Annotated in this window: 21 protein-coding genes and 1 tRNA gene; 6 read left to right on the top strand and 16 right to left on the bottom strand. The window is 68.5% G+C overall.

All coding sequences use genetic code 11. The annotated features are described in order from the left end of the window. Positions 1–106 precede the first annotated feature (106 nt). The 5 genes from WD271_01510 to topA all read right to left on the bottom strand — a co-directional run bounded on the left by WD271_01510 (position 107) and on the right by topA (position 6,148). A tRNA-Thr gene (locus WD271_01510) sits at positions 107–182 on the bottom strand. A gap of 27 nt (positions 183–209) precedes the next feature. Continuing rightward, complete coding sequence (locus WD271_01505) at positions 210–1,292, bottom strand: hypothetical protein (protein ID MEX1006504.1); 1,083 nt, start codon at positions 1,290–1,292, stop codon at positions 210–212. A 34-nt stretch (positions 1,293–1,326) separates the two neighbouring features. After that, on the bottom strand, positions 1,327–1,965 hold the full coding sequence (tmk, locus tag WD271_01500; GenBank protein MEX1006503.1) for a dTMP kinase: 639 nt from the start codon (positions 1,963–1,965) through the stop codon (positions 1,327–1,329). After that, positions 1,965–3,395, bottom strand: coding sequence for an MFS transporter (locus WD271_01495; GenBank protein MEX1006502.1), 1,431 nt, complete (start codon positions 3,393–3,395; stop codon positions 1,965–1,967). Before WD271_01495 ends, tmk begins: the two co-directional genes overlap by 1 nt. A 38-nt stretch (positions 3,396–3,433) precedes the next feature. Then, positions 3,434–6,148, bottom strand: a complete 2,715-nt coding sequence (topA, locus tag WD271_01490) for a type I DNA topoisomerase (protein ID MEX1006501.1) — start codon at positions 6,146–6,148, stop codon at positions 3,434–3,436. A 194-nt stretch (positions 6,149–6,342) separates the two neighbouring features. Here topA and WD271_01485 point away from each other — a divergent pair, with 194 nt between their 5' ends. Further along, positions 6,343–7,035: a VTT domain-containing protein gene (locus WD271_01485; protein MEX1006500.1), complete on the top strand. Its 693-nt coding sequence runs from the start codon at positions 6,343–6,345 to the stop codon at positions 7,033–7,035. Here WD271_01485 and WD271_01480 read toward each other — a convergent pair. From WD271_01480 to WD271_01470, 3 genes are all read right to left on the bottom strand, one after another. After that, positions 7,032–7,790 (bottom strand): carbon-nitrogen hydrolase family protein, encoded by a 759-nt coding sequence (locus WD271_01480; protein MEX1006499.1) that lies wholly within the window; start codon positions 7,788–7,790, stop codon positions 7,032–7,034. The two genes, WD271_01485 and WD271_01480, sit on opposite strands and share 4 nt — an antisense overlap. Before the next feature lie 24 nt (positions 7,791–7,814). Beyond that, positions 7,815–10,196 (bottom strand): sodium-translocating pyrophosphatase, encoded by a 2,382-nt coding sequence (locus WD271_01475; protein ID MEX1006498.1) that lies wholly within the window; start codon positions 10,194–10,196, stop codon positions 7,815–7,817. A 152-nt stretch (positions 10,197–10,348) separates the two neighbouring features. Next, positions 10,349–12,199 (bottom strand): APC family permease, encoded by a 1,851-nt coding sequence (locus tag WD271_01470; GenBank protein ID MEX1006497.1) that lies wholly within the window; start codon positions 12,197–12,199, stop codon positions 10,349–10,351. 126 nt (positions 12,200–12,325) lie between these two features. Here WD271_01470 and WD271_01465 point away from each other — a divergent pair, with 126 nt between their 5' ends. Together WD271_01465 and WD271_01460 are read left to right on the top strand one after the other, a co-directional pair. Beyond that, positions 12,326–12,988, top strand: a complete 663-nt coding sequence (locus WD271_01465; GenBank protein ID MEX1006496.1) for a TrkA family potassium uptake protein — start codon at positions 12,326–12,328, stop codon at positions 12,986–12,988. Next, a complete protein-coding gene (locus WD271_01460) occupies positions 12,988–13,650 on the top strand; it encodes a TrkA family potassium uptake protein (GenBank protein MEX1006495.1) in 663 nt (220 codons plus the stop codon). Before WD271_01465 ends, WD271_01460 begins: the two co-directional genes overlap by 1 nt. On the opposite strand, the gene WD271_01455 is transcribed toward WD271_01460, so the two are convergent. Continuing rightward, the gene (locus WD271_01455) at positions 13,647–14,000 is read right to left on the bottom strand and encodes an OB-fold nucleic acid binding domain-containing protein (protein ID MEX1006494.1); all 354 of its coding nucleotides are present in this window, start codon (positions 13,998–14,000) and stop codon (positions 13,647–13,649) included. The genes WD271_01460 and WD271_01455 overlap by 4 nt on opposite strands. 84 nt (positions 14,001–14,084) lie before the next feature. Between WD271_01455 and WD271_01450 the strand changes: the two genes are divergently transcribed. Both WD271_01450 and WD271_01445 read left to right on the top strand, forming a co-directional pair. Beyond that, complete coding sequence (locus tag WD271_01450) at positions 14,085–14,828, top strand: hypothetical protein (protein MEX1006493.1); 744 nt, start codon at positions 14,085–14,087, stop codon at positions 14,826–14,828. Then, a complete protein-coding gene (locus tag WD271_01445) occupies positions 14,825–15,766 on the top strand; it encodes an LCP family protein (GenBank protein ID MEX1006492.1) in 942 nt (313 codons plus the stop codon). The genes WD271_01450 and WD271_01445 overlap by 4 nt, the downstream gene beginning before the upstream one ends. 73 nt (positions 15,767–15,839) lie before the next feature. Here the strand turns inward: WD271_01445 and WD271_01440 are convergent, their stop codons facing one another. The 7 genes from WD271_01440 to WD271_01410 are packed head-to-tail and all read right to left on the bottom strand — an operon-like array spanning position 15,840 to position 20,379. After that, positions 15,840–16,220 carry an Rv3654c family TadE-like protein gene (locus WD271_01440; GenBank protein ID MEX1006491.1) on the bottom strand — a complete coding sequence of 127 codons (381 nt, stop codon included), beginning with the start codon at positions 16,218–16,220 and terminating at the stop codon, positions 15,840–15,842. Further along, on the bottom strand, positions 16,217–16,627 hold the full coding sequence (locus WD271_01435; protein MEX1006490.1) for a TadE family protein: 411 nt from the start codon (positions 16,625–16,627) through the stop codon (positions 16,217–16,219). Before WD271_01435 ends, WD271_01440 begins: the two co-directional genes overlap by 4 nt. Then, positions 16,624–16,818: a DUF4244 domain-containing protein gene (locus WD271_01430; protein MEX1006489.1), complete on the bottom strand. Its 195-nt coding sequence runs from the start codon at positions 16,816–16,818 to the stop codon at positions 16,624–16,626. The genes WD271_01435 and WD271_01430 overlap by 4 nt, the downstream gene beginning before the upstream one ends. A 50-nt stretch (positions 16,819–16,868) precedes the next feature. Beyond that, positions 16,869–17,558 (bottom strand): type II secretion system F family protein, encoded by a 690-nt coding sequence (locus WD271_01425; protein MEX1006488.1) that lies wholly within the window; start codon positions 17,556–17,558, stop codon positions 16,869–16,871. A gap of 3 nt (positions 17,559–17,561) precedes the next feature. Further along, complete coding sequence (locus WD271_01420; GenBank protein MEX1006487.1) at positions 17,562–18,428, bottom strand: type II secretion system F family protein; 867 nt, start codon at positions 18,426–18,428, stop codon at positions 17,562–17,564. Then, a complete protein-coding gene (locus tag WD271_01415; GenBank protein MEX1006486.1) occupies positions 18,422–19,669 on the bottom strand; it encodes a CpaF family protein in 1,248 nt (415 codons plus the stop codon). The genes WD271_01420 and WD271_01415 overlap by 7 nt, the downstream gene beginning before the upstream one ends. Further along, positions 19,666–20,379 carry a hypothetical protein gene (locus WD271_01410; GenBank protein MEX1006485.1) on the bottom strand — a complete coding sequence of 238 codons (714 nt, stop codon included), beginning with the start codon at positions 20,377–20,379 and terminating at the stop codon, positions 19,666–19,668. Before WD271_01410 ends, WD271_01415 begins: the two co-directional genes overlap by 4 nt. 139 nt (positions 20,380–20,518) lie before the next feature. On the opposite strand from WD271_01410, the gene WD271_01405 reads away from it, so the two are divergent. Next, positions 20,519–20,850 (top strand): Na+/H+ antiporter NhaA (locus WD271_01405; GenBank protein ID MEX1006484.1); only part of this gene is annotated, 332 nt, incomplete at its 3' end.

The following is a 20,850-nucleotide window of genomic DNA, read 5'->3' as shown; positions in this document are numbered from 1 at the left end:
CAAACCGCGGAACATTGCAGGGATCTGGCGCTCCCGTGCGTCAGCGCGGGTCGTGGCATTACCCGAACGCGATCCGTGACGGATCGGTCGGGTCAGCACACCTCGGTGGAGCCGGAGAAGGGACTTGAACCCTTGGCCTGCGCATTACGAATGCGCTGCTCTGCCATCTGAGCTACTCCGGCGCGGCGAGTGAGTCTACCGGGGACCGATCAGCGCGTGGCGGGGAGGTGCAGGAAGAGGCGTTCGAGTAACAGCGTTTCGTTCGGGTTGTGCTCGATCAGCATCTGGCGCGCGGCGCGGCATGCGTCGAGCGCGGCGGCAGCTGCACGCGGATCGACCGTGAGCACGGGATGGTCGATGTTCAGCACAGGCGCGTCCGCACCGGCGAGCGCGTCGCGGTAGACGGTCTCCACCGCGGTGATGCCCTCCACGAGCAGCTCGGTACGGGCGCGGCGGTGCGCCCGCTTGTGTTGCTCTTCGAGGCGCCGGAGTTGCGCACGTGCAACACGGTCGGCATAGCCCGCGACCTCGAGCTCGGTGGTGAGCGCGGCGGTCTCCTCCTCGTGTGCGGCTTCGAGGTCGTGCATGGCGGCCTGCATCGCGGCCTGCACCGCCTCCACGTGAGCGGCGACCGCGCCACCTGAGCCGTCGAGCCGGGCCGCAGCGGTGACGAACGCCTGGCGCACCGGGGCCAGCCGGCCATCCAGCGCACGAGCGCGGTCGAGCCGGCCTCCCGCGAGCCGGGCCACGAGCCCGGCGCGCTCCGGAGCGACGCCCGCATCCGTGAGTACCTGCTCGATCGTCCCCGGCATGAGATGCGCGAAGTCGATGCGCTGGCACCGTGAGCGGATTGTCGGCAGGAGCTGGTCGGCGCCCGCGGTGACGAGGACCAGCAGTGCGGTCGGTGGCGGCTCCTCGAGTGTCTTCAGGAGCTTGTTGGCCGCGGCCTCGTTGAGCCGCTCCGCCTCGAACACGATGATCGCCTTGCGGTCTCCCTCGATCGGACTGCTGTATGCCTCGTCGATGATCTCCTGCGCGTGAGGGACGCGGATCTGATTCTCGGCGGGATCGATCTCGACGATGTCAGGATGCCGCCCGCGCCGCGCGAGATCCCAGGCGCGGTCGTCGTCGGGCGCGATCACCGCGGCCGCGAAGCAGCGCGCCGCCTCGTCGGTTCCCGATCCGCGCGGGCCGACGAGCAGATACGCATGAGCTGGTCGGTCCGCCGCGCGCTGGAGCAGCGCGACCGCCCGATCCTGCCCCACGACTTGTTCCCACCTGGTTCCAGTCATTGGGGTTCCAGCTACTGGGTCTCGGGTCACGGCGTCATCTTGCCAGCAGGGGCTCGACCAGCGCCCACACTCGAGCGGCGACGGTGTCCACGTCGCCCGCGCCGTCGACGACAACCCAGTCGCGTTCGTCGGCGAGTGTGCGGTACGCGTCGCGCACCGCGGAGTGGAACGCGTCGCCTTCGGCTTCCAACCGGTCCGGCGAGGCACCGGCGCGCTCGCGCGCGATCGCGTCCGGTACGTCGAGGACGATTACGACGTCGGGCTCGATCCCCACGGTTGCTCCTCGGTTCAGCTCTTCCACGACCCTCACGCCCACGCCGCGCACGACACCCTGGTAGACGAGCGATGAAGCCACGTAGCGGTCGCACACGATCCACTCGCCTCGCTCGAGTGCAGGCGCGAGCTGCTCGGCAACATGCTGCGCCCGGTCGGCCGCCATCAGCAGCGCTTCCGTGACCGGTGCAATCGGTTCGCGCCGGTGCAGCAGCAGCTCTCGGATGAGGGCGCCGGCACCCGTCGCGCCCGGCTCGAACGTCTCGCACACGACGAGACCGCGTGCGCGCAGCTGCGCCGAGAGACGCGCCGCCTGCGTGGTCTTTCCGCTGCCGTCGCCGCCCTCGAGCACCACGAAGCGCCCTGACATTGGGTACCGGGGCATTGCGTGCCGGGGCATCAGGTGCTCGCCTGCCCGGCCTCGGGAGTGGCTGGATCAGAGATCGCGACGCGGCGCGCTCTGCGGACAGACCGCAGCGCGACGATGCCGGCGGTGTACGCGATCAGGCCCCCGCCCCACAACGCGATCCGCACACCCGGGATCACGTACGTATACGAACCGATGACGACGGTCTGGTTGGTGAAGAGCTGACTGGTGACCCAGTCCCAGAAGTCGGCCCACAACGGTGAGATCGTGAGCGAGATCAAGAGGCACAATCGGATGACCGTGTAGAGGGTCGCGAAGGTCCGGCCGCGGAGCTCGTCGCTCGTGTTCTCCTGCAAGAGGGTGAAGCCGGTGACGTAGGACGTGCCGGCGCACGCGCCCACGCCGGCGATGAACAACACGGCCGGCGCGAGCGACGAACACGACGCCGCCAGCACGAGGAACGCGCCGACTCCCATCACTGCGGCGGCGAACACGGGCCCTCGGGGCAAGCGGCTCTGGAACCACAGGAGCCCGACGACACCGAATGCGGCGCCGAATCCGAGCGCGGTCATGAGCACGCCGAACGCCGCGCTCCCTCCGTTCAGCACCTCCGTCGCGAACGAAGGACCGAGCGGGATCATCGCGCCGGCACCGATCACGCCAAAGCCGAGACCGATGATCACGCCGCGCACGAGCGGTTGCCGCGAGATGAACTGCAAACCCTCCTTGATGTCACGGAAGGTCTCCGTCCAATCGATGCGGGTGCCCTTGGCGCGATCGGTGCGCGGGATCGGCAGCCGCCATACGATCGCGGCCGATACGAGGAACGTCATCGCGTCGAACACGAGCGCGAGGAATTCTTGGTCGACCTTGAACGCGGCGATGACGTCGAGGTCGCCGAGCACGGTCGCGAGCCCGGCAAGCAGCGCGAAGATGATCGACGCGATGGGGAACGTCCCGTACGACGCGGCGAGCGACAGCGAGTTCGCCGCCTGGAGCTGTTCCTCGCCCACGAGGTTCGGCACCGTGGCCGCTTGCGCCGGGCCCCAGAGAAGGGTCAGCACTTCGAGGCCCAACGAGACGAGGACCAGACCGGTGATGCTCTCGACGAACGGCAGGAGCACGAGCAAGCTGGCGCGACCGATGTCGCAGGCCACCATCACCTTGCGGCGGTCGAACCGATCGATGATCACACCACCGACGGTGCCGAGGAAGAAGCCCGGGACGACGCGGGTGACCATCACGAGGCTCACCGCCGCGCCCGAGTTGTGGGAGACGCGTGCTGCGATGGCGAGGATCGCGATGAGCCCGATCCAGTCGCCGAGGCTCGAGACGACCTGCGCGAGCCACAAGCGGAAGAAGGACTGGCTCCCGAACAGCCGCCACGGCGCGGGCGGCATCGGCGGCGTGTCAACGTCTCGAGGGATGAACGGCGCTCCGGGCGCCGGTTGCTCCTCGGGCATCGCGGGCTCTCCTTGCGGATCCGCCGCTGCGTGATCGCTCAGAATGTGGCCTTCCCTGCCACCTTCTTCGCAGTCTTCTTCGCCGTGCGCTTCTTCGCCACCTTCTTCGCCACCTTCTTCGCCGGCTTCTTCGCGGTGCGCTTCTTCGCGGTGCGCTTCTTCGCCGTGCGCTTCGTGGCCGGCGCACGCGCCGCGCGCTCGCGCAATAGCTCAATACCCTGCTCGAGCGTGATCGACTCCGGGTCGGTGCCACGCGGCACCGATGCATTGGTCGTTCCGTCGGTGACGTACGGCCCGTACCTGCCGTCGAGCACTCGCAGCGGCGCACCAGAGTCGGGATGCGGCCCCAAATCGGCGAGCGGGGGCTTCGCCACCCGGCCGCGGCGCTGCTTCGGCAGGGCAAAGAGCGCCTCGGCATCCTGAAGCGTCACCGTGAAGAGCTGATCTTCCGACGCGAGGCTGCGGGTCTCTGTCCCCTTCTTGAGGTACGGCCCGTAGCGCCCGTTCTGCGCGGTGATATCCGTGTCGCTCGCGTCGCTCCCGACGACGCGCGGCAGTGACAGCAGCGCGAGCGCTTCGTGCAGGGTGATCGTGGCCGGCTCCATACTTGCGAAGAGCGAAGCTCGCTTCGGCTTCTCCTTGGATCCGTTCGGCACCTCACCGAGCTGGACGAACGGACCGAACCGGCCGGTGAGCGCGAGCACGGGCATGCCCGTCTCGGGATCGTCGCCGAGCACGCGGGGTCCGATCGCGCCCTGCGCGAGCAGTTCCTCGGCGCGCTCACGCGTGAGCTCGTCGGGCGCGACGTCCGCAGGGATCGGAGCTTTGTCGTCGCCACGCTCGATGTTGGCCCCGTTCGGCCACACGCGCACGACGAGTTCATTGCCGTCGGCGTCGTGACCGACCTGCACTGCGTTGACGACGGCCATGTCGATCGTCGCGATGCGCTCCTCGGCGACCAGATCTCGGAGCCCGGCGTCTCCGTTGCCGAAGTAGAAGGCGTGAAGCCACTTCTCCGCCTCACCCTCGCCCCGCGCAATTGCGTCGAGCGCCTCTTCCATCGTGGCGGTGAACTCGTAGTCGATCAGGTGAGCGAAGTAGCGCTCGAGCAACTGCACCTTCGCGAACGCGGTCCAGGTGGGCACGAGCGCGGTGCCCTTCTTCCACACGTAGTCGCGCTTGTTCACGATGGTGTCGATCACGCTCGCGTACGTGGACGGGCGCCCGATCCCGCGTTCTTCGAGCTCCTTCACGAGGCTCGCCTCGGTGTAACGCGCCGGTGGCTGCGTCGTGTGTCCCGATGGGCGAAGCTCGCGGCAGTCGACGCGATCACCCTCGGAGAGCTGGGGCAGGATCGCCTCCCGGTCCTCGAGCTCAGCATCGGGATCGTCGGCGCCCTCGACGTAGGCACGCAGGTAACCGGGGAACTCGATGGTGCGACCCGAGGCCTGGAACACGGCCTCTTCGCCCGCCGTCGACGTCGCGACGAGACGCAACGCCACTCGCCGGATTCGAGCGTCTGCCATCTGGCTGGCAACGGTCCGCTTCCAGATCAAATCGTAGAGGCGTCGCTCGTCGGAACCGTTCAGCTCTCGGGCAAGATCCTCGGCGGTGTACATTCGGTCGCCGGCCGGCCGGATCGCCTCGTGCGCTTCCTGCGCGTTCTTCACCTTGTTGCGGTAGGTGCGGGGCTGCGCCGGCAGATAGTCGTTCCCGTACATACGGCGGATCTGCGCGCGCGCCGCCTGCACTGCTTGATCGGCGAGCGAAGTGGAGTCGGTGCGCATGTAGGTAATGAGCCCACGGTCGTAGAGCCCCTGTGCGACGTGCATCGTGCGCGCCGCACTGAAGCCGAGCTTGCGGGCGGCCTCCTGTTGGAGCGTCGACGTGATGAACGGCGCCTTCGGTCGTTCGGTGACCGTGCGGGCTTCCACCGACGCGACGCGGAACGGTTGGTCGTCGAGGCGCGCCGCGAGCGCGACGGCTGCTTCCTCGTCGAGCAACGCGACGTCGGCGCCGGAGACGAGCGCACCGGTGTTGGCGTCGAAGTCGCGTCCCGACGCGAGCCGCTTGCCGTCGAGCGTGGCAAGCGATGCGGGAAACGGTGTGTCAGCGGCCGAGAACGTGCCCTCGAGATCCCAATAGGTAGCGGCGCGGAACGCCATCCGCGCACGCTCGCGATCGACGACCAACCGGGTCGCGACGCTCTGGACCCGGCCCGCGGAGGTGCCCGTCCCGATACGTCGGAACGTCACCTTCGAGACCTCGTAGCCGACCAGGCGGTCGAGGACGCGGCGGCCTTCCTGCGCCTCGACCAACTTCATGTCGAGCTCGCGCCAGTTGTCGATCGCGTCGGCGATCGCCTCGCTCGTGATCTCGTGGAACACCATGCGCTTGACCGGCACGTTCGGCTTGAGCACCTCGAGGAGGTGCCACGAGATCGCCTCACCCTCGCGGTCCTCGTCGGTGGCGAGGTAGAGCTCGCTCGCGTCCTTCAACGCGGCCTTGAGCTCCGCGACGACGTGCTTCTTGTCGTCGGGCACGACGTAGATCGGCGCAAAGTGGTCGTCGACGTCGATACCGAGTCGCTTGACCTCCGGGTTCGTGACGCTCTTCGGCACCTGGCGCGCGCCATGGGGAAGATCGCGGATGTGGCCGATGCTCGCCATGACGACATAGCGGTCGCGACCGAGGAAACCCTCGATCGTCTTGGCCTTCGCTCTCGATTCCACGATGACGAGTGGTTTCGCCACGCTGTTCCCTACGTCGGATGGTGGGTATTCGGCTTGCGATCGGCACACGAGCGCCACCGCATAAGCGATCCAGTCTGGCCGCTCGACCCCCCTGCCGCGGGCATCGTGCGGCGAGAGTGGTGCCACGGGTACACCCCCGTGTCAACTCGGCACAGCCCGAGACCGCTTGGAGGCGGCGTCTATCCTGCGCCCTCGTGCGTTCCGTGTTCGCCCTCAGCCTGGACCCGAAAGAGATCCTCAACTCGCTCAGCCCCTACGGAGAGATCGGGCTGATCTTCATCATCTTCGCCGAGACCGGCCTGCTCATCGGCTTCTTCCTGCCCGGTGACTCGCTCCTCTTCACGGCCGGGCTCCTCGCCAACGAGGGCAACATGAACCTCGCGGTGGTGCTGGTCGGCTGTTTCGCGGCTGCGGTGATCGGCGACCAGGTGGGCTTCACAATCGGTCAGAAGGCAGGTCCGCGAATCTTCAACCGCCCCGACTCACGTTTCTTCAAACAGGAATACGTCGAACGCACGCACCAGTTCTTCGAACGCCACGGTCCGAAGACGATCGTGATCGCGCGGTTCGTTCCCGTCGTGCGCACGTTCGCGCCGGTGCTCGCGGGCGTAGGCACGATGTCGCGGCGCACGTTCCTCACCTACAACCTCATCGGCGCGTTCGTGTGGGTCTTCGGCGTGACGTTGGCGGGCTACTTCCTCGCCGAGGTGATCGGCGACGACATCGACAAATACCTGTTCCCCATGATCGCCGTGATCATCGTCTTGTCCCTGATCCCACCGTTCATCGAGTGGCGCAAGTCCAAGAAGTACCCCGCGCATCGGGTGACGCCCGCGGAGGCCGAGGCCGAAGCGGCCGAGCTCCACGCCATCGTCGAGGACGACTAAGAGACTGCTGAGAGCGGCAAGTCGACAATCAGTGTTCCGGGTTGCCAGTCGGACAAGCGCGCGACGACCTCACCGTCGGGAGACACCAGGGCCGCGAGTCCCGGAAACTCCTCGTCTCGGGTACTCCCTGCCTGGGTCGTGAGTGCGACCCAGACGCGGTTGTTCCGGGCGTGGCGCTGCGCATCCCCGAGCCCGCACTCTTCCCACCACGCGAAGCCATCACGCCATCCCGCCTCGTCGGTGCGGCGCCCGTCGAGCCCCGGCGCGGCGCAGAAGAAGACGATACGAGCGCCGGCACGCGCCGGCTCGGAGAACGGGTAGTCGACGCCGCCCTCCGCGCAGATGGCGACACCGAATGCTTCCCTCCGCAGCTCGAAGAGGGCGGGCTTGTCGCCGGGCGTGAAGCCTTCTTCGCCCTCGCCGAGATAGCGCTTGCGGTACGAACCGGCGACCCGTCCGTCGCGCGCACAGATCTGGGTGATGAAGAACTCGTCGTCGCTTCGCTCCGCGACACCGAACAGCGCGGCCACGCCGGAGTCCGTCGCGCGCGCCAACTCGTCGACCGCGTCGTGGTGGATCGCGACCGCATCCTCCGGATGAGAACGCGGATCAACCGATCCGGTGAGCGACATCTCGGGAAAGACCGCGATGTCGCATCCGGCGCGCGCAGCCTCTTCGAGGAGTCGCACGTGCATCGCAAGGTTACGGGTGAGGGCACTCTTGTCGCACTGCACCGCCGCCAAGAACGCGCGCACCGGACTCCCTCGCTCGTCCGCGCGCTATTCCCCGGCGCTCGCTCCGGCAGGCGCGCCGTGGGCCTCGAGCGACTCCTGGACGATGTCGGACTCCTCGCCGAACCCACCGCCCTTGCGTTTCGAGAACAGCACCGCCGCGATCAGCACGATGAGGCAGACACCGGCGATCGTGAACCGCGCGGCGTCGTCATGGCGCAGGCTGATGATCGCGGGCAGCACGAGCAGCGAGACCAGGTTCATCACCTTGATGAGCGGGTTGAGCGCGGGCCCGGCGGTGTCCTTGAACGGGTCGCCGACGGTGTCGCCGATGACGGCCGCCTTGTGAGCGTCGGAACCCTTCCCGCCCTCGTTTCCGTCCTCGATGAACTTCTTGGCGTTGTCCCACGCACCACCGGAGTTACTGAGGAAGTTCGCCATGAGCTGTCCGGTGAGGATCACGCCGGCCAGGAACGCACCGAGCGCGAGGTAGTTGATGCCGAATCCGATGATCAACGGCGTGAGCACCGCCAGCAGCGCGGGCGTCGCGAGCTCACGCAACGAGGCGGCGGTACAGATGTCGATCACGGGGCCGTAGTCGGGCTTCTTGGTACCCGCCATGATCTTGCCGTCGGCGAACTGGCGGCGCACTTCCTGTACGACCACACCGGCGGTGCGACCCACGGCGCGGATTGCGAGAGACGAGAACAGGAAGGCGACAGAACCTCCGATCAAGAGACCGATGAACGTCTTCGGGTTCGCCACGTTGATCTGTGACGCGAAGGCGTTGAAGAGCCGCGAGCCCGAGAGGGGCTGACCGTCGGGGCCCTTCAGCCCGAGCTCGCTCCCGATCGTCTCGATGTAGGAAGCGAACAACGCGACGGACGCGATCACTGCCGACCCGATCGCAAATCCCTTGGTGACCGCCTTGGTGGTGTTGCCGACCGCGTCGAGGCTCACCATGATTCGCTGGGCGTCGCCCTCGAACTCACCCGACATCTCGGCGATGCCCGCGGCGTTGTCGGCCACCGGTCCGAACGTGTCTTCCGACACGACCACACCCGTGGTGGCGAGCATGCCCATGCCCGTGAGGGCGACGAGGTAGAAGGTCAACTCGATGTTGCCGCCACCCATGGCGATGGCGACACCCAACGCGGCGGCGATGGCGATGATCGCGTAGACGCTCGACTCGAGGCCGGAGCTGATGCCCGACAGCACCACGGTGGCGGGGCCGGTGCGCGTTGCCTCCGCGATTTCGCGTACCGGCGCGGTCTCTGTGGAAGTGAAGTACTCGGTGAGGCGGCTCAGAGCCTGCGCGAGCACGAGCCCGATGATGACGGCGCCGAAGCACTTCCACCCGGCGTTGTCGTGGTCGTTGCCGACGTAGGCGAATGCCACGATCGCAGTGCCGACGACGGTGAGCAGTCCGGCGATGAGGAACCCTCGGTTGATCGGAGCCATGGCCGACTTGTCTTTGTCGCTGGCACGAACCGCGAACACGCCGACGATCGACGCGAGCACCCCGATCGCGCGCGCGGCGACCGGGAACACCAGACCGAGCGCAGGGTTCGCGCCGATCGATTGGAACGCCGCGACGCCGAGAATGATCGACGCGACCAGCGTGACCTCGTAGCTCTCGAAGAGGTCGGCGGCCATGCCGGCGCAGTCACCCACGTTGTCGCCGACGTTGTCGGCAATCGTTGCCGGGTTGCGCGGGTCGTCCTCGGGGATACCCGCCTCGATCTTGCCCACGAGGTCGGCACCGACGTCAGCCGCTTTGGTGAAGATGCCGCCGCCGACGCGCAGGAAGAGGGCGAGCAGGGAACCGCCGAATCCGAATCCGATGAGCATCGCGGAGGCGGTGTTCTGGAACACCATGATGATGACCGTGGCGCCGAAGAGGCCCAGCCCCACAGTGAACATCCCGGCGACGCCGCCGGTACGGAACGCCACCCTCAGCGCCGCGGGCAGTGAGCCCGACTTCGCCGCCGCGGCGGTGCGCACATTTCCCCGCACGGCCAGGCTCATGCCGACGAAGCCCGTCAGACCCGACAGGGCACACCCGGCAAGGAACGCGAGCGTGCGGAAGATCCCCGACGCGGCAAAGCTCAAGCCCGGGGAGCCGAACGGAAGGCCTGTCGGCTTGACGACCTCGGTCGACGTGGTGAACACGACGATCGCGAGCGGAACCAGGATCACGGCGATGGTCTTGAACTGCCGGCGGAGGTATGCCATCGCGCCTTCTTGGATGGCTCTGGCAATCTCGATCATCGTCGGCGTGCCCTGATCCGCAGCCAAGACGCCGCGCATGAGAAAGAATCCGACTGCGATCGCGAGCAAAGCAGTGAGTGCGGCGAACACGAGCCAGAACCACTCAGCGCCTTGCAGCCGGAAGACCTGGTAACCACCTTCCGCGGCGAAGCTGATCATTCGAAAGAGAACCTCGTCTCGGCGGTAGGAGCGGCAAGAGGTTAGGAGCGAACGCAGCGAGCCGGGTAACCCGGCTCGCAGTGAGCGACCAATGGTGAGGGGAACCTACGGGGCCGTGCCCGAACGGGTCCAATCTCTCGTCGCGGCTCAGCTCACTCCAAGTGGTACGGCAGGGAGGTCACCACCGTGCCCTTCCGGAACAACAGCCGGCCCTTGAGGAGCAGCGCGCTCTGGCCGTGAAGCAGGTTCCCCCACCAGTGGCTCACCACGAACTCGGGGAGCAACACCGTGATCACGTCGTTTTCGTACCGTGCATCGAGCTCGTCGATGTAGCGGAGGATCGGGCGGGTGAGCTCCCGGTACGGCGAGTAGACGATCTCGAGCGGCACGTCGATCCCGAACTCCTCCCATTGCTGCTCGATCCGCTCCTGATCCGCCTCGTCCGAGGACACGTGGACGGCGACGAGATGGTTGGGCGCGAGCGAGCGGGCGTACGCCAACGCTTCGAGCACGCCGCGATGGACGCCGCCCACCAACACGACCACGGTGTGGTTCATGCGCCGCGGCTTGAAGTCGGGGGCAACGGCGAGGCCGGCGGCAACGGTCGCATAGTGGCGCTTGATCGACTTGAACAACAAGACGATCAGGGGGATCACGACGAGCGGCACCCACGCGCCACTCGTAAACTTCGTGCCCCCCACGATGAGCAACACGATGAACGTGGCGACCGCGCCGACGGCGTTGATCACGATGTTACGTTTGAACCCGCGCTCGCGTTCCTTCTGGTGATGTCGCACCATGCCCGCTTGCGAGAGCGTGAACGACAGGAACACGCCAACCGCGTACAGCGGGATCAACGCGTTCGTGAGACCCCCGAACGCGATGACGAGGACCGAGGCCGCGAGTGCAAGCACGAGCACGCCGTTCGAGAACACGAGACGGTCGCCGCGGTTCGCGAGCTGGCGCGGCAGGTAACCGTCGCGAGCGATGATCGACGACAACCGCGGGAAGTCGGCGTAGGCCGTGTTCGCCGCCAGCGTGAGGATCGCCGCGGTCGCGAACTGCAGCACCACGTACATGAAGGTGCCGGCGCCCCAGACGGCCGTACCGAGCTGCGACATGACCGTCGTCTGGTCGCTCGGGTAGGGACCCAGATGGTGGGCGAGGATCTGGACACCCATGAACAGCGTCCCGAGGATCAAGCCCATCCAGAGCAGCGTGTTGGCGGCGTTCTTCGACTCCGGACGGCGGAACGCGGGCACCCCGTTCGAGATCGCCTCGACGCCGGTCAGCGCGACAGCGCCCGACGAAAAGCCTTTGAGCAGGACGAAGATACCCAGCGATCCACCGAAGAGATTGGTGCCGACGAACGCGCCGGGATCGACCTTGATGTCGGAGATGTCGTGCACGATGAACACGCGGTACAGCCCGTAGCCGACGAGCGCAACGAGGCTGACGATGTAGATATAGGTGGGCACCGCGAACAGACGGCCCGACTCCTTGATGCCGCGCAGGTTGGCGACGCTGATGAACCCGATCAGCACCAGGCCGAGCGGCACTCGGTGCTTTTCCAGGTCGTGGAACTCGGGGATCGACACGATGGCGGCGACGCCGGCCGAGATCGACACGGCGACGGTGAGGATGTAGTCGACGAGCAATGACGCGCCGGCGACGAGCGACGGGTTCTCGCCGAGGTTCTCGCGGCTCACCACGTAGCTGCCGCCGCCGCTCGGGTAGGCGAAGATCGTCTGGCGATATGACGTGACGACGATCGCAAGCAGGATCGCAACCGCAATACCGATCGGGACGAGCGTGCTCAGGCCGAGCGCAAGGCTTGATGGCGCCACCGCGACGACGAACAGGATCTCCTCGGTCGCGTACGCGGTGGACGAGATGGCGTCCGAGGAGAAGACCGCGAGCGCGATCCTCTTCGGGATCCGTTGGTGCTCCATCTCGGTCGTGGCCAGAGGCCGCCCGACCAGGATGCGCTTGACGAACGCCACGCCGACGCTTCCTCCCAGGGCCACTACACGACGAGTGCGACAGCATGCCAAACACGGGTCGCGGATGGACGATTCGAGTGGACCCCGAAGCATCGGTAGCATCGCGGCGCTTCGGAGGGAGTCGTCGTGCACGTCGTGATCGTGGGATGCGGCCGGGTGGGCAGCGGGCTCGCAGCCAACCTCGAGCGGATGGACCACACCGTCGCGGTGATCGACATGGCGCCGCGGGCGTTCCAGCGCTGGGGCGACCTCTTCGCGGGCGAGAAGATCATCGGTCGTGGCTACGACCGTGACGCGCTCGCCGAGGCTGGCATCGAACGGGCCGGGGCCCTGGCCGCGGTCACCAGCGGCGACAACTCGAACATCCTCGTCGCCCGGATCGCCCGCGAGAACTACGGCATCGAACAGGTCGTCGCCCGCATCAAGGACCCGCGGCGCGCCGAGATCTACCAGCGCCTCGGCATCTCCACCGTGGCGATGATCACGTGGACCACCGACCAGGTCATGCGGCGGCTGCTGCCCAGCGAAGAACGGCCCCACGAGTGGCTCGACGCGAGCGGGAAGGTCTGCCTCGTGGACCAGCCCATCCCTTCGGGTTGGGCGGGCAGGAAACTCGCGCCGCTGAGCGAGCCCGGCTTGTTCTGGCTGGTGGGGATCACGCGGCTGGGCAACGCGCAGGTGAGCACGCCGAGCGCGATCGGCCAGGAGGGCGACATCCTGCACTTCTTCGTCGAGGTTTCGGCACTCGACACGTTGCGTGAGCGCCTCCGGCAGGGAGCAGAACACTGATGCGGGTCGCCATCGCGGGTGCGGGAAAGGTCGGGCTCTTCATCGCCAACGATCTCAGCAGTGCCGGGCACGAAGTGCTCCTCATGGAACAAGACCTTGCCGTCGTCAACCGTGCGGTTGCCAACGAGGGCGTCGAGTGGCACGTGGGGGATGCGTGCGAGGTCACGTCACTGCGTGAAGCGGGGCTCGAGCGGTGTGACGTGGTGGTTGCCGCCACCGGCGACGACGAAGACAACCTCGTCGTGTCGCTCCTCGCGAAGCAAGAGTTCGCGGTGCCACGTGTCATCGCACGGGTGAACCATCCGAAGAACGAGTGGCTCTTCAACGAGAACTGGGGCGTGGACCTGTCGGTGTCCACGCCGCACCTCATCACCGCATTGGTGGAAGAGGCGGTCACCGTCGGCCGGCTCGTGCGCATCCTGCAGGTCGGGGGAGGGCAGGCGCGCCTCGTGGAGGTCACGCTCGCCGACGACTCACCCGCGATCGACCGATCGATCGCCGAGCTCGACGTGCCGCGCAACGCGACGATCGTCGCGATCGTGCGCGACGAGCACGTGGTGATGCCGCGCGGCGACTCGATCTTCGAACCGGGCGACGAAGTGCTCGCGATGGTCACTCCCGAATCTGAGGACGAGGTCCGCCGAATCCTGACGGGCGGTTAGCTCAAGATCTCGTACGCCGGGTTGAACACGAGCGAGCGATTGCCGTCACGAGCGACCACACCCTGCACCGCGATGCGCCGGCCCGGCGAGATCCCGGCGATCTTGCGGCGACCGAGGAACACCGCGACCACCTGACCCCGGCCGTCGCTCACCGTCACCTCGAGCGCGGGCGCGCCGGCGCGGGGAACGATGCGCACTGCGCGCACCTCTCCACCCACCTGAACCGGACGTCTGGGAACGAGGTGGTCCATCGACTCGAACCGGCGCGCGTCGCAGTACTCGGTGAGCTCCTGACGATCGAGCTCGTCGACCGGCTTCGTGAGCCGCTCGACCATCTTCTTGAATGCCATGTGGATCCTCGCTCGTGCTGGGTGTCGCGGACCGCGCCGCGCGCCCCCAATCCTAGGAACCGGTCCCCTATCCTGACGGCCGCCATGGACGAGGCACCATCCCGCGCCGAGTTGCGCGACCAGTCTCGGAAGCGCCAGTCTGCGAAGAATCGGCGCCTCCTCCTCGGCATCGGCGGTGGTGTGCTCGTGGTCGCGATCATCGCAGTGGTGGTCGCCGTGGTCGCGCGGAGCGGGGGCGACACCGGCACGAGCAGTGCCGAGCAGGCAACGACCGTTCCGGGGGCGAAGATGAACGTGTCGCTCCGCCTCGGGAACGTGTCGGCCGATAGCGCCGGGCCGCCGGCACAGCTGGCGCCTGAGCAGAAACAGGCGATCATGAAGGTCGTCGGCGACTACCTCGAGGGCGCGACGGTCGATCCGCTCCGGTCCGCCAAGCCGGCGGGCGACCTCTCGGCCCTGTTCGACGCAGGCGCGCTCGCTCGCGTCACCGGTGTCGATCGTGGCGTGATGCTCGACGAAGGCCTCCCGAGAGTCACCGGAGATCTCGACATCGCCGCGCAGCCGGTCGGGATCGTCGCGCTCGCCGACCAGAGCGGCACGATCGTGCTCGCGACGGCAACCATCGACCTCGACATCAAGGGCGTCACCGCGATGAAGGGTGTCAAGCCGCTGCGCATCCTCCGCAAAGGCGACCTCGTGCTCGCGCCCGACCCGTCGGGCGCCTGGAAGGTCACGGCATTCAACATCGCGGTCGCGCGCACCGGCGCGGGGCTCGATCCCACCACCACCACCGCTCCGACCTCCACATCGAGGAAGGGATCCAAGTGAGGATCCGGAGCCGCCGCGCGGTCGTCAAACTCGTGATCAGCCCTCTGCTGTGCGGGCTTCTCGTCGCGACGCTGGTGAGCGCGGCGTGGCTTGCCATCGGCAGCCCGCGCCCCGCTGCGGGCGCGGTGTGGTTCCAGGTGACGAAGCTCGGCGGCGCGCGCTACACGGGCGCGCCCGACCAGCCGTTCTTCGCGCTGATCATCGGCACCGGCGCGCGGTCCGACGACCCGAACGAGTCGCGCGACGATCCCGGTCTCGCCGACGCGGTCCACGTGATCGGCGTGAACCCAGCCCTGAACGCGGCCACGATCCTCGACATCCCGCGTGATACCGAGGGCCCGGGCGGCCAAAAGATCAACTCCTACATCGTGAACCGACCCGCCAACGACCTCCGCGGCATGGCCGACGCCGTCTCGCAGGTGACCGGCGCGCCCCTCACCTACGTGATCCGCGTGAACTTTCCGAACTTCGTAGAGATGGTCGACGAGATCGGCGGCATCGACATCGATATTCCGACGGCGATGAGCGACGGCTTCTCCGGCGCGGAGTTCGCAGCCGGGCCCAATCACCTCACTGGCGACCAGGCGCTCGCGTTCTCACGCGACCGGCACTCCTTCAACAACGGCGACCTTGCGCGCACGAGCAACCAGGGCCTCTTGATCATCTCGGCGCTGCGAACCTTGCAGAAGCACAACGCGAGCGCGGGTGACACCGTCCGTCTCGTCGCAACCGTCGGCCGGCACACCAAGCTCGACGGCGTGAGCATCCCTGATCTCTTCCACCTCGGGCAGTACGCGCTCACCCTCGACGCCGCGAACGTCAAGAACGTCGTGCTCCCGGTCGGGAACAGCGGGAGCGGCAGCAACCTCGCGAAGACAGTCGATGCCGCGTCGCTCCTCGCCGACTTCACCGACGACGGCGTGCTCCAGACCCACTGACTCCATGCGTCATCTGGTATGCAGGAACTGACCTTCAAGGCCGACGTAACCGTTCGCTGAACGAGGCGCGAAGTCAGCCGCATTCCGGGACGTCGACAACACACTCGGGCCGGACCTCGGCCTTGGCACGCCCTCGGGCCACGCTGCCGAGCACGCCCAGACCGGGTACGTCGACCTCCACCACGACCTCGGCAGTGGTACCCGAGCACGCGCACGACACCAGACGGGCGTTGTTGCTCGCGGCGGTGTCGCGCGCAGCCGACTGTGCGCCGGCCTCATCCATGCCGAGCGCGAGCGCGTCGGCAGCCGCGAGAGCCGCGGCATCGGCCGCAGTATCCGCGCGCGCCCGGCCGACCAGCGCGCCACCGAGCCGCGCCGCGCCGAGTGACAGCACCAGCCCGATCACGATGACGGCAACCATCAGCACGGACACACCGCCGCGCTCTCGTGTCACCGCTCGACCCGCATGGTGGCGGACGCGTGCAGGTCGGGGTCGGGGAAGAGCGCGCCGACCAGTGGCAGGCTCGTGACCGAGTGGTACTTCACGGAGACCGTGATCTCGCCGCCGACCTGCGGGCGCGCGCCGACGCTGACCTGCGCGCCGGGCAGCGTGTGGTGTGCCGCCCTGACGGGCGCCTCTGGATCGCGGTCGACGCTCGCGGCGCGCGCGGCTTCCCGAGCCGCGTGGACCACTCCCATCTGGTCGCGCACGACCAGGCCCACCTGGATGACCGCGAGCGCGGCGAGCACGATGAGCGGCAGCAAGAAGGCGAACTCGACGGTTGCCTGGCCACGCTCGTGACGAAGACGACACGAGGTTCCCCCGCGCCGCGCGCGGGGGAACCTCATCGACGCCGTCATCCCGGGAGCACCTTGCTGATGACCGAGTCGAACAGCTTCGAGATCGCGTGGCTTCCGGTGGCCCACGTGATGAGCAAGGTGGCGAGCGCGACCGCGCCGAGGATGACGAGCGCGTACTCAGCGGTGGTCTGGCCGGACTCGACCGGCCAGTGCATCCACGCGCGGAGTCGCGAGACGACACGACGGAACATGTGACCTCCTCAGGTCGAACGTTCTGGTGGTTTCGAGAACGCGCGCCGGCTTAGAGGCGCGAAAGCCCGGCCGCGAGGCCCGGAATCACGGTGAGCAGCACGAACGCGGGCAGCACGAGGAAGACGAGGGGGAAGAGCAGGCGCACGGGCACGCGGCGCGCGTGTGCCTCGGCGCGCCGCCGGAGCGCGGCGCGCTCCTCGGCGGCGAGAGGCGCGAGCGCGGGCCCAACCGGCGCGCCGAGGCGGTCCGAAGCGAGCAGCGCGTCGGCCAGCGGACGGAGTCGTGGCGCGGTACGGGCCGCGTCGTCGAGCGCGGCCTCGAAGCTCGCGCCGAGTGTGCACGCGCCGAGCACGGACCTGAACGACGACGCGACCGTCGGCGAAGCCCAGCGCGACGCGACGTCGACGGCGAGGTAGGGCGTGCACCCCGCCCCGACCGCCACGCCGAGCAGGTCGAGCGCGACGGGTAGCTCGCGCTCCAGCGCAGCGTCGGCGCGTCGCGCGCGACGGCGGGCGCCCAGCCCCCGAACGACGCGGCCGACCGGACCGGTGGCATCGAGCGCGCGCCGAATCAACGACCGCGCGCCGCCGAGCAGCTGGAGATGCCGGCGTGCGACCGGCTCGCGTCCGGGCAATCCGAGACGCTGGGCGAGCGTCGCTCGGCGAGCGCGGGCCGCGAACGGAACCGCCGCGAGCGCGCCCCACGCGATGCCGAGCAGCTCAGCCGGGATCGGCGGCATCGTCTACGCCTCCGACCGCACGATCCGGCGTATCCACAACGCGGCGATCCCCTCGAGCCCGAGCCCGAGGACCAGACACACGCGACCCAGCCCGGTACCGACGAGCACCGTGACCGAGCTCGGGTCGACCAGGCTCGAGAAGGCCAGGTAGCCGATCGGCGCGACCCCCACAACGACCGCCGACAAGCGGGACTGGGCGGAGAGCGCGTGCGCCTCGGCCGACGCGTCGAGCCGGTGACGCAGCGACGAGGCCAGCCCGTCGATGGCGTCGGCCGCACGTCCGCCGAGCGTGCTGGCCACGGCCAGTGCGCCTGCGGCGGCGCGGACCCCGGGCGTGTCGTGCTCGGTGGGCCATCCAACGAGTGCGTCACTCAGGCCGAGACCGAGGCGCGTGCGCACGTGCACGCGCCGGAGATCGTCGGCAACCGGGCCTGCGACGGTCGCGAGGCGGTCGACCGCGCCGGCGACCGTGCCACCGCCCCGCAGCTCTGCGGCCACCTGCTCGAGCGTGCCCGGCAGTGCCGAAAAGAACCGTCGCTCGCGACGCGTGCGACCGAGCCGCAACGCAACCGGGCCGGCCACGACACCGGCAATCCACGCGGGGATGGCCATCCCCGGCGAGAGCGACATCGCGAGTATGGCGACACCAAGCGCGCCGACCGCCCACAGCTCGAACGCGGCCTCGGGATCGAGGTGCACGTCGGCGTCGTGGAGGGCGCGCGCCAGCGGCCCACGCACGCGTGGCGGGAGGCGCCATCGCGCTCGAGTGGTGAGCCGCTGCGCACGCGCTCCCGATTCCGCACGTCGCGCGGCCTTGACGAGCGCAACGCACGCGAGCGGACCGCCGATCGCGAGCACGACCGTCAACATCGGAACCATCGCAGGTTGGCGGGCGCGACATCGGGACGGCGCGTCGCGCGACTCGGAACACCGACGGGTCGGAGCGTTCCCGACTGCCATGCGAACAGTGGCCGGACGCGCTCGTCCGACGCCGCAGCAACCTCGGCGATCCCCTCGACGCGCCGCATACCGCCGACGCGACGCGCCAGGAATACGACCGCGTCGACGCTTGTGGCAACTTGCGCGCGAACCGCTGCAAGTGGCAGCCCGGCGTCGGCGAGCAGCACGAGCGTCTCCAGCCGGGTGAGCGCGTCGGCAGTGCCGTTGGCGTGGATCGTGGACATCGAGCCGTCGTGGCCGGTGTTCAGCGCCTGCAGCATGTCGAGCGCCTCGCCACCGCGGACTTCGCCGACCACGAGCCGGTCGGGCCGCATGCGCAGCGCGGCGCGCACGAGGTCGCGCACGCTCACCGCTCCTGCACCTTCGGCGTTCGGTGGTCGCGCCTCGAGCCGAACCACGTGCGGCTGCGCGAGACGAAGCTCCGCGGTTTCCTCGATGGTGACGATCCGCTCGGCTGACGGGATCGCACTCGACAGCGTGTTCAGGAGCGTGGTCTTGCCCGCACCCGTACCGCCGGCGACGAGCAGATTCCATCCTGCGGTGATCGCCCAGCCGAGGAACGCCGCCGCGTTGCCCCCGAGCCCGAACGCGTCGAGCGGGATCTCGCGTGCGCCGAAGCGACGGATGGTGACGTAGGGACCATCGATCGCGAGCGGCGGGATCACCGCATGCAGGCGCGAGCCGTCGGGAAGCCGAGCGTCGACCATCGGTGATGCCCGATCGAGCCGCAAGCCGAGCGGTGCCACGACGCGTTCGACGAGCCGAACGATGCGTTCTGCGTCGAGCGCGAGCGCGACCGGCTCGACGCGACCGTCGCGCTCGACGTAGGCGCGGCCGGGACCGTTGAGCATGACCTCGGTGACGCCAGGATCGGCGAGGATGGGTTCGAGTGGCCCGAGACCCACCACCTCGTCGGTGAGCAAGCCGAGGAGGCGTTGGAGCCGAGCGGGCGCGAGCAACGGTTCCTCGCGCCGGAGCAGCTCGGTGAGGCGACCACGGAGGGCGTCGGGCGCGAGGGACGCTTCGTCACCCCCTTCCGCGAGAAGACGGCGGTGCACGCGGTGTATTAGCGCGGAGTCGGGTCGCGCGGATTCGCGTCGCGCGGAGTCGCGCGTGGCGGGGTCTTCGCGCGTGAGCGGCACGACGGTCACGCTGCCGCACCGCGGCGCGCCGCCCCGATGCCGACCCGCGCGATGAGATCAGATGCCGCACGCGCGAGCGCGTCGGGCAGGCGAGCCGGGAGCACACCGGCGTCGACCGCGCGGAAGACCTGGTCGCGGAACGGCACGCGGGCAAGCACGGGGACGCCGAGCACGTCGGCGACCTCGCGCCGCGAGAGCGACCGCCCGGGCTCTTCCACGAGCACCGCCCCCACCGTGCACGCGAGCGCGGGCGCGCGGACGGCGCGGCGCAAGGTGAGGTAGCAGCCGCGGACGACGGCGACGGTCGCGTCGGCAACCTCGGCAACCGCTCTCGTTGCGGGCTCGGCCGCGTTACCACAGTCGGCGACCACCGGTACCGGACCGTCGCGCAGTGCCACCGCGAGCGCGGCACCGGCCTCCGCGGCAGGTCGTGCGGTGAGCGGAGACGCGGGTCCGCCGAACGGGAGCAGCGCCACTCCGGGCGCAACCTCCACCGCAAGGCGATCGAGCGCCTCGGTGGGAGTTTCGGGACCGGCGGCGAGCCAGTCGAGCAACCCGAGCTCGGGTTCGGCGCCGAGGCCGAAGATCGCGGGTTGGTCGCCGTCGAGATCGGCGAGGCGACAACCTGCGGCGGGACCACGAGCGAGCACGAGCGCGGTCGATGCCGCGAGCACCGATGTACCGGACCCGCCCTTCGGGGACCACAAGGCGAGGAGCATGCACTTCCTTCCTCCCAGGGCACGCCGGACGCGCGCCGTCGCAAGGAGGAAGTGCGGAAGAAGTGCTGTGACGCTACGACGTGAGCGCGACCGCGTCAAGACCCTGTTTCGTTCGCGGGAGTTCCCTACGATTCGTCTCATGTCGGTCGACCACGACGATGCGCGCGCACTCCGACTGATCCGCCCACTCCCCGACTTCCTCTACACCGAGGCGGCCGGGGGAATCGTGCTCGTCGTCGCGATCGGAGCCGCGCTCGTGTGGGCGAACGCGTGGCCAGTCAGCTACCACGAGCTGTGGACCACGACGTTCACGATCGGTTTCCCGGATCATCATCTCTCGCTCACACTGCGCGAGTGGGTGAACGAAGGCTTGATGACGGTGTTCTTCTTCGTCGTCGGACTCGAGATCAAGCGCGTACTCGTGGAGGGCGAGCTGCGTGAGCCGCGCAAGGCCGCGCTTCCTGCCATCGC

It is taken from the genome of Acidimicrobiia bacterium (genome assembly GCA_040880805.1).
In the GTDB taxonomy this organism is placed as follows: Bacteria; Actinomycetota; Acidimicrobiia; order IMCC26256; family DASPTH01; genus DASPTH01.
This window is presented reverse-complemented; position numbering and strand designations above follow the sequence as displayed.

Bases quoted from the DNA above. Each gene is read 5' to 3' on its own strand.
- WD271_01505 (MEX1006504.1), bottom strand. From the start codon at position 1,292: ATGACTGGAACCAGGTGGGAACAAGTCGTGGGGCAGGATCGGGCGGTC.
- tmk (MEX1006503.1), bottom strand. From the start codon at position 1,965: ATGCCCCGGCACGCAATGCCCCGGTACCCAATGTCAGGGCGCTTCGTG.
- WD271_01495 (MEX1006502.1), bottom strand. From the start codon at position 3,395: ATGCCCGAGGAGCAACCGGCGCCCGGAGCGCCGTTCATCCCTCGAGAC.
- WD271_01475 (MEX1006498.1), bottom strand. From the start codon at position 10,196: ATGATCAGCTTCGCCGCGGAAGGTGGTTACCAGGTCTTCCGGCTGCAA.
- WD271_01460 (MEX1006495.1), top strand. From the start codon at position 12,988: ATGCGGGTCGCCATCGCGGGTGCGGGAAAGGTCGGGCTCTTCATCGCC.
- WD271_01455 (MEX1006494.1), bottom strand. From the start codon at position 14,000: ATGGCATTCAAGAAGATGGTCGAGCGGCTCACGAAGCCGGTCGACGAG.
- WD271_01450 (MEX1006493.1), top strand. From the start codon at position 14,085: ATGGACGAGGCACCATCCCGCGCCGAGTTGCGCGACCAGTCTCGGAAG.
- WD271_01435 (MEX1006490.1), bottom strand. From the start codon at position 16,627: ATGACGGCGTCGATGAGGTTCCCCCGCGCGCGGCGCGGGGGAACCTCG.
- WD271_01430 (MEX1006489.1), bottom strand. From the start codon at position 16,818: ATGTTCCGTCGTGTCGTCTCGCGACTCCGCGCGTGGATGCACTGGCCG.
- WD271_01425 (MEX1006488.1), bottom strand. From the start codon at position 17,558: ATGCCGCCGATCCCGGCTGAGCTGCTCGGCATCGCGTGGGGCGCGCTC.
- WD271_01420 (MEX1006487.1), bottom strand. From the start codon at position 18,428: ATGTTGACGGTCGTGCTCGCGATCGGCGGTCCGCTCGCGTGCGTTGCG.
- WD271_01410 (MEX1006485.1), bottom strand. From the start codon at position 20,379: ATGCTCCTCGCCTTGTGGTCCCCGAAGGGCGGGTCCGGTACATCGGTG.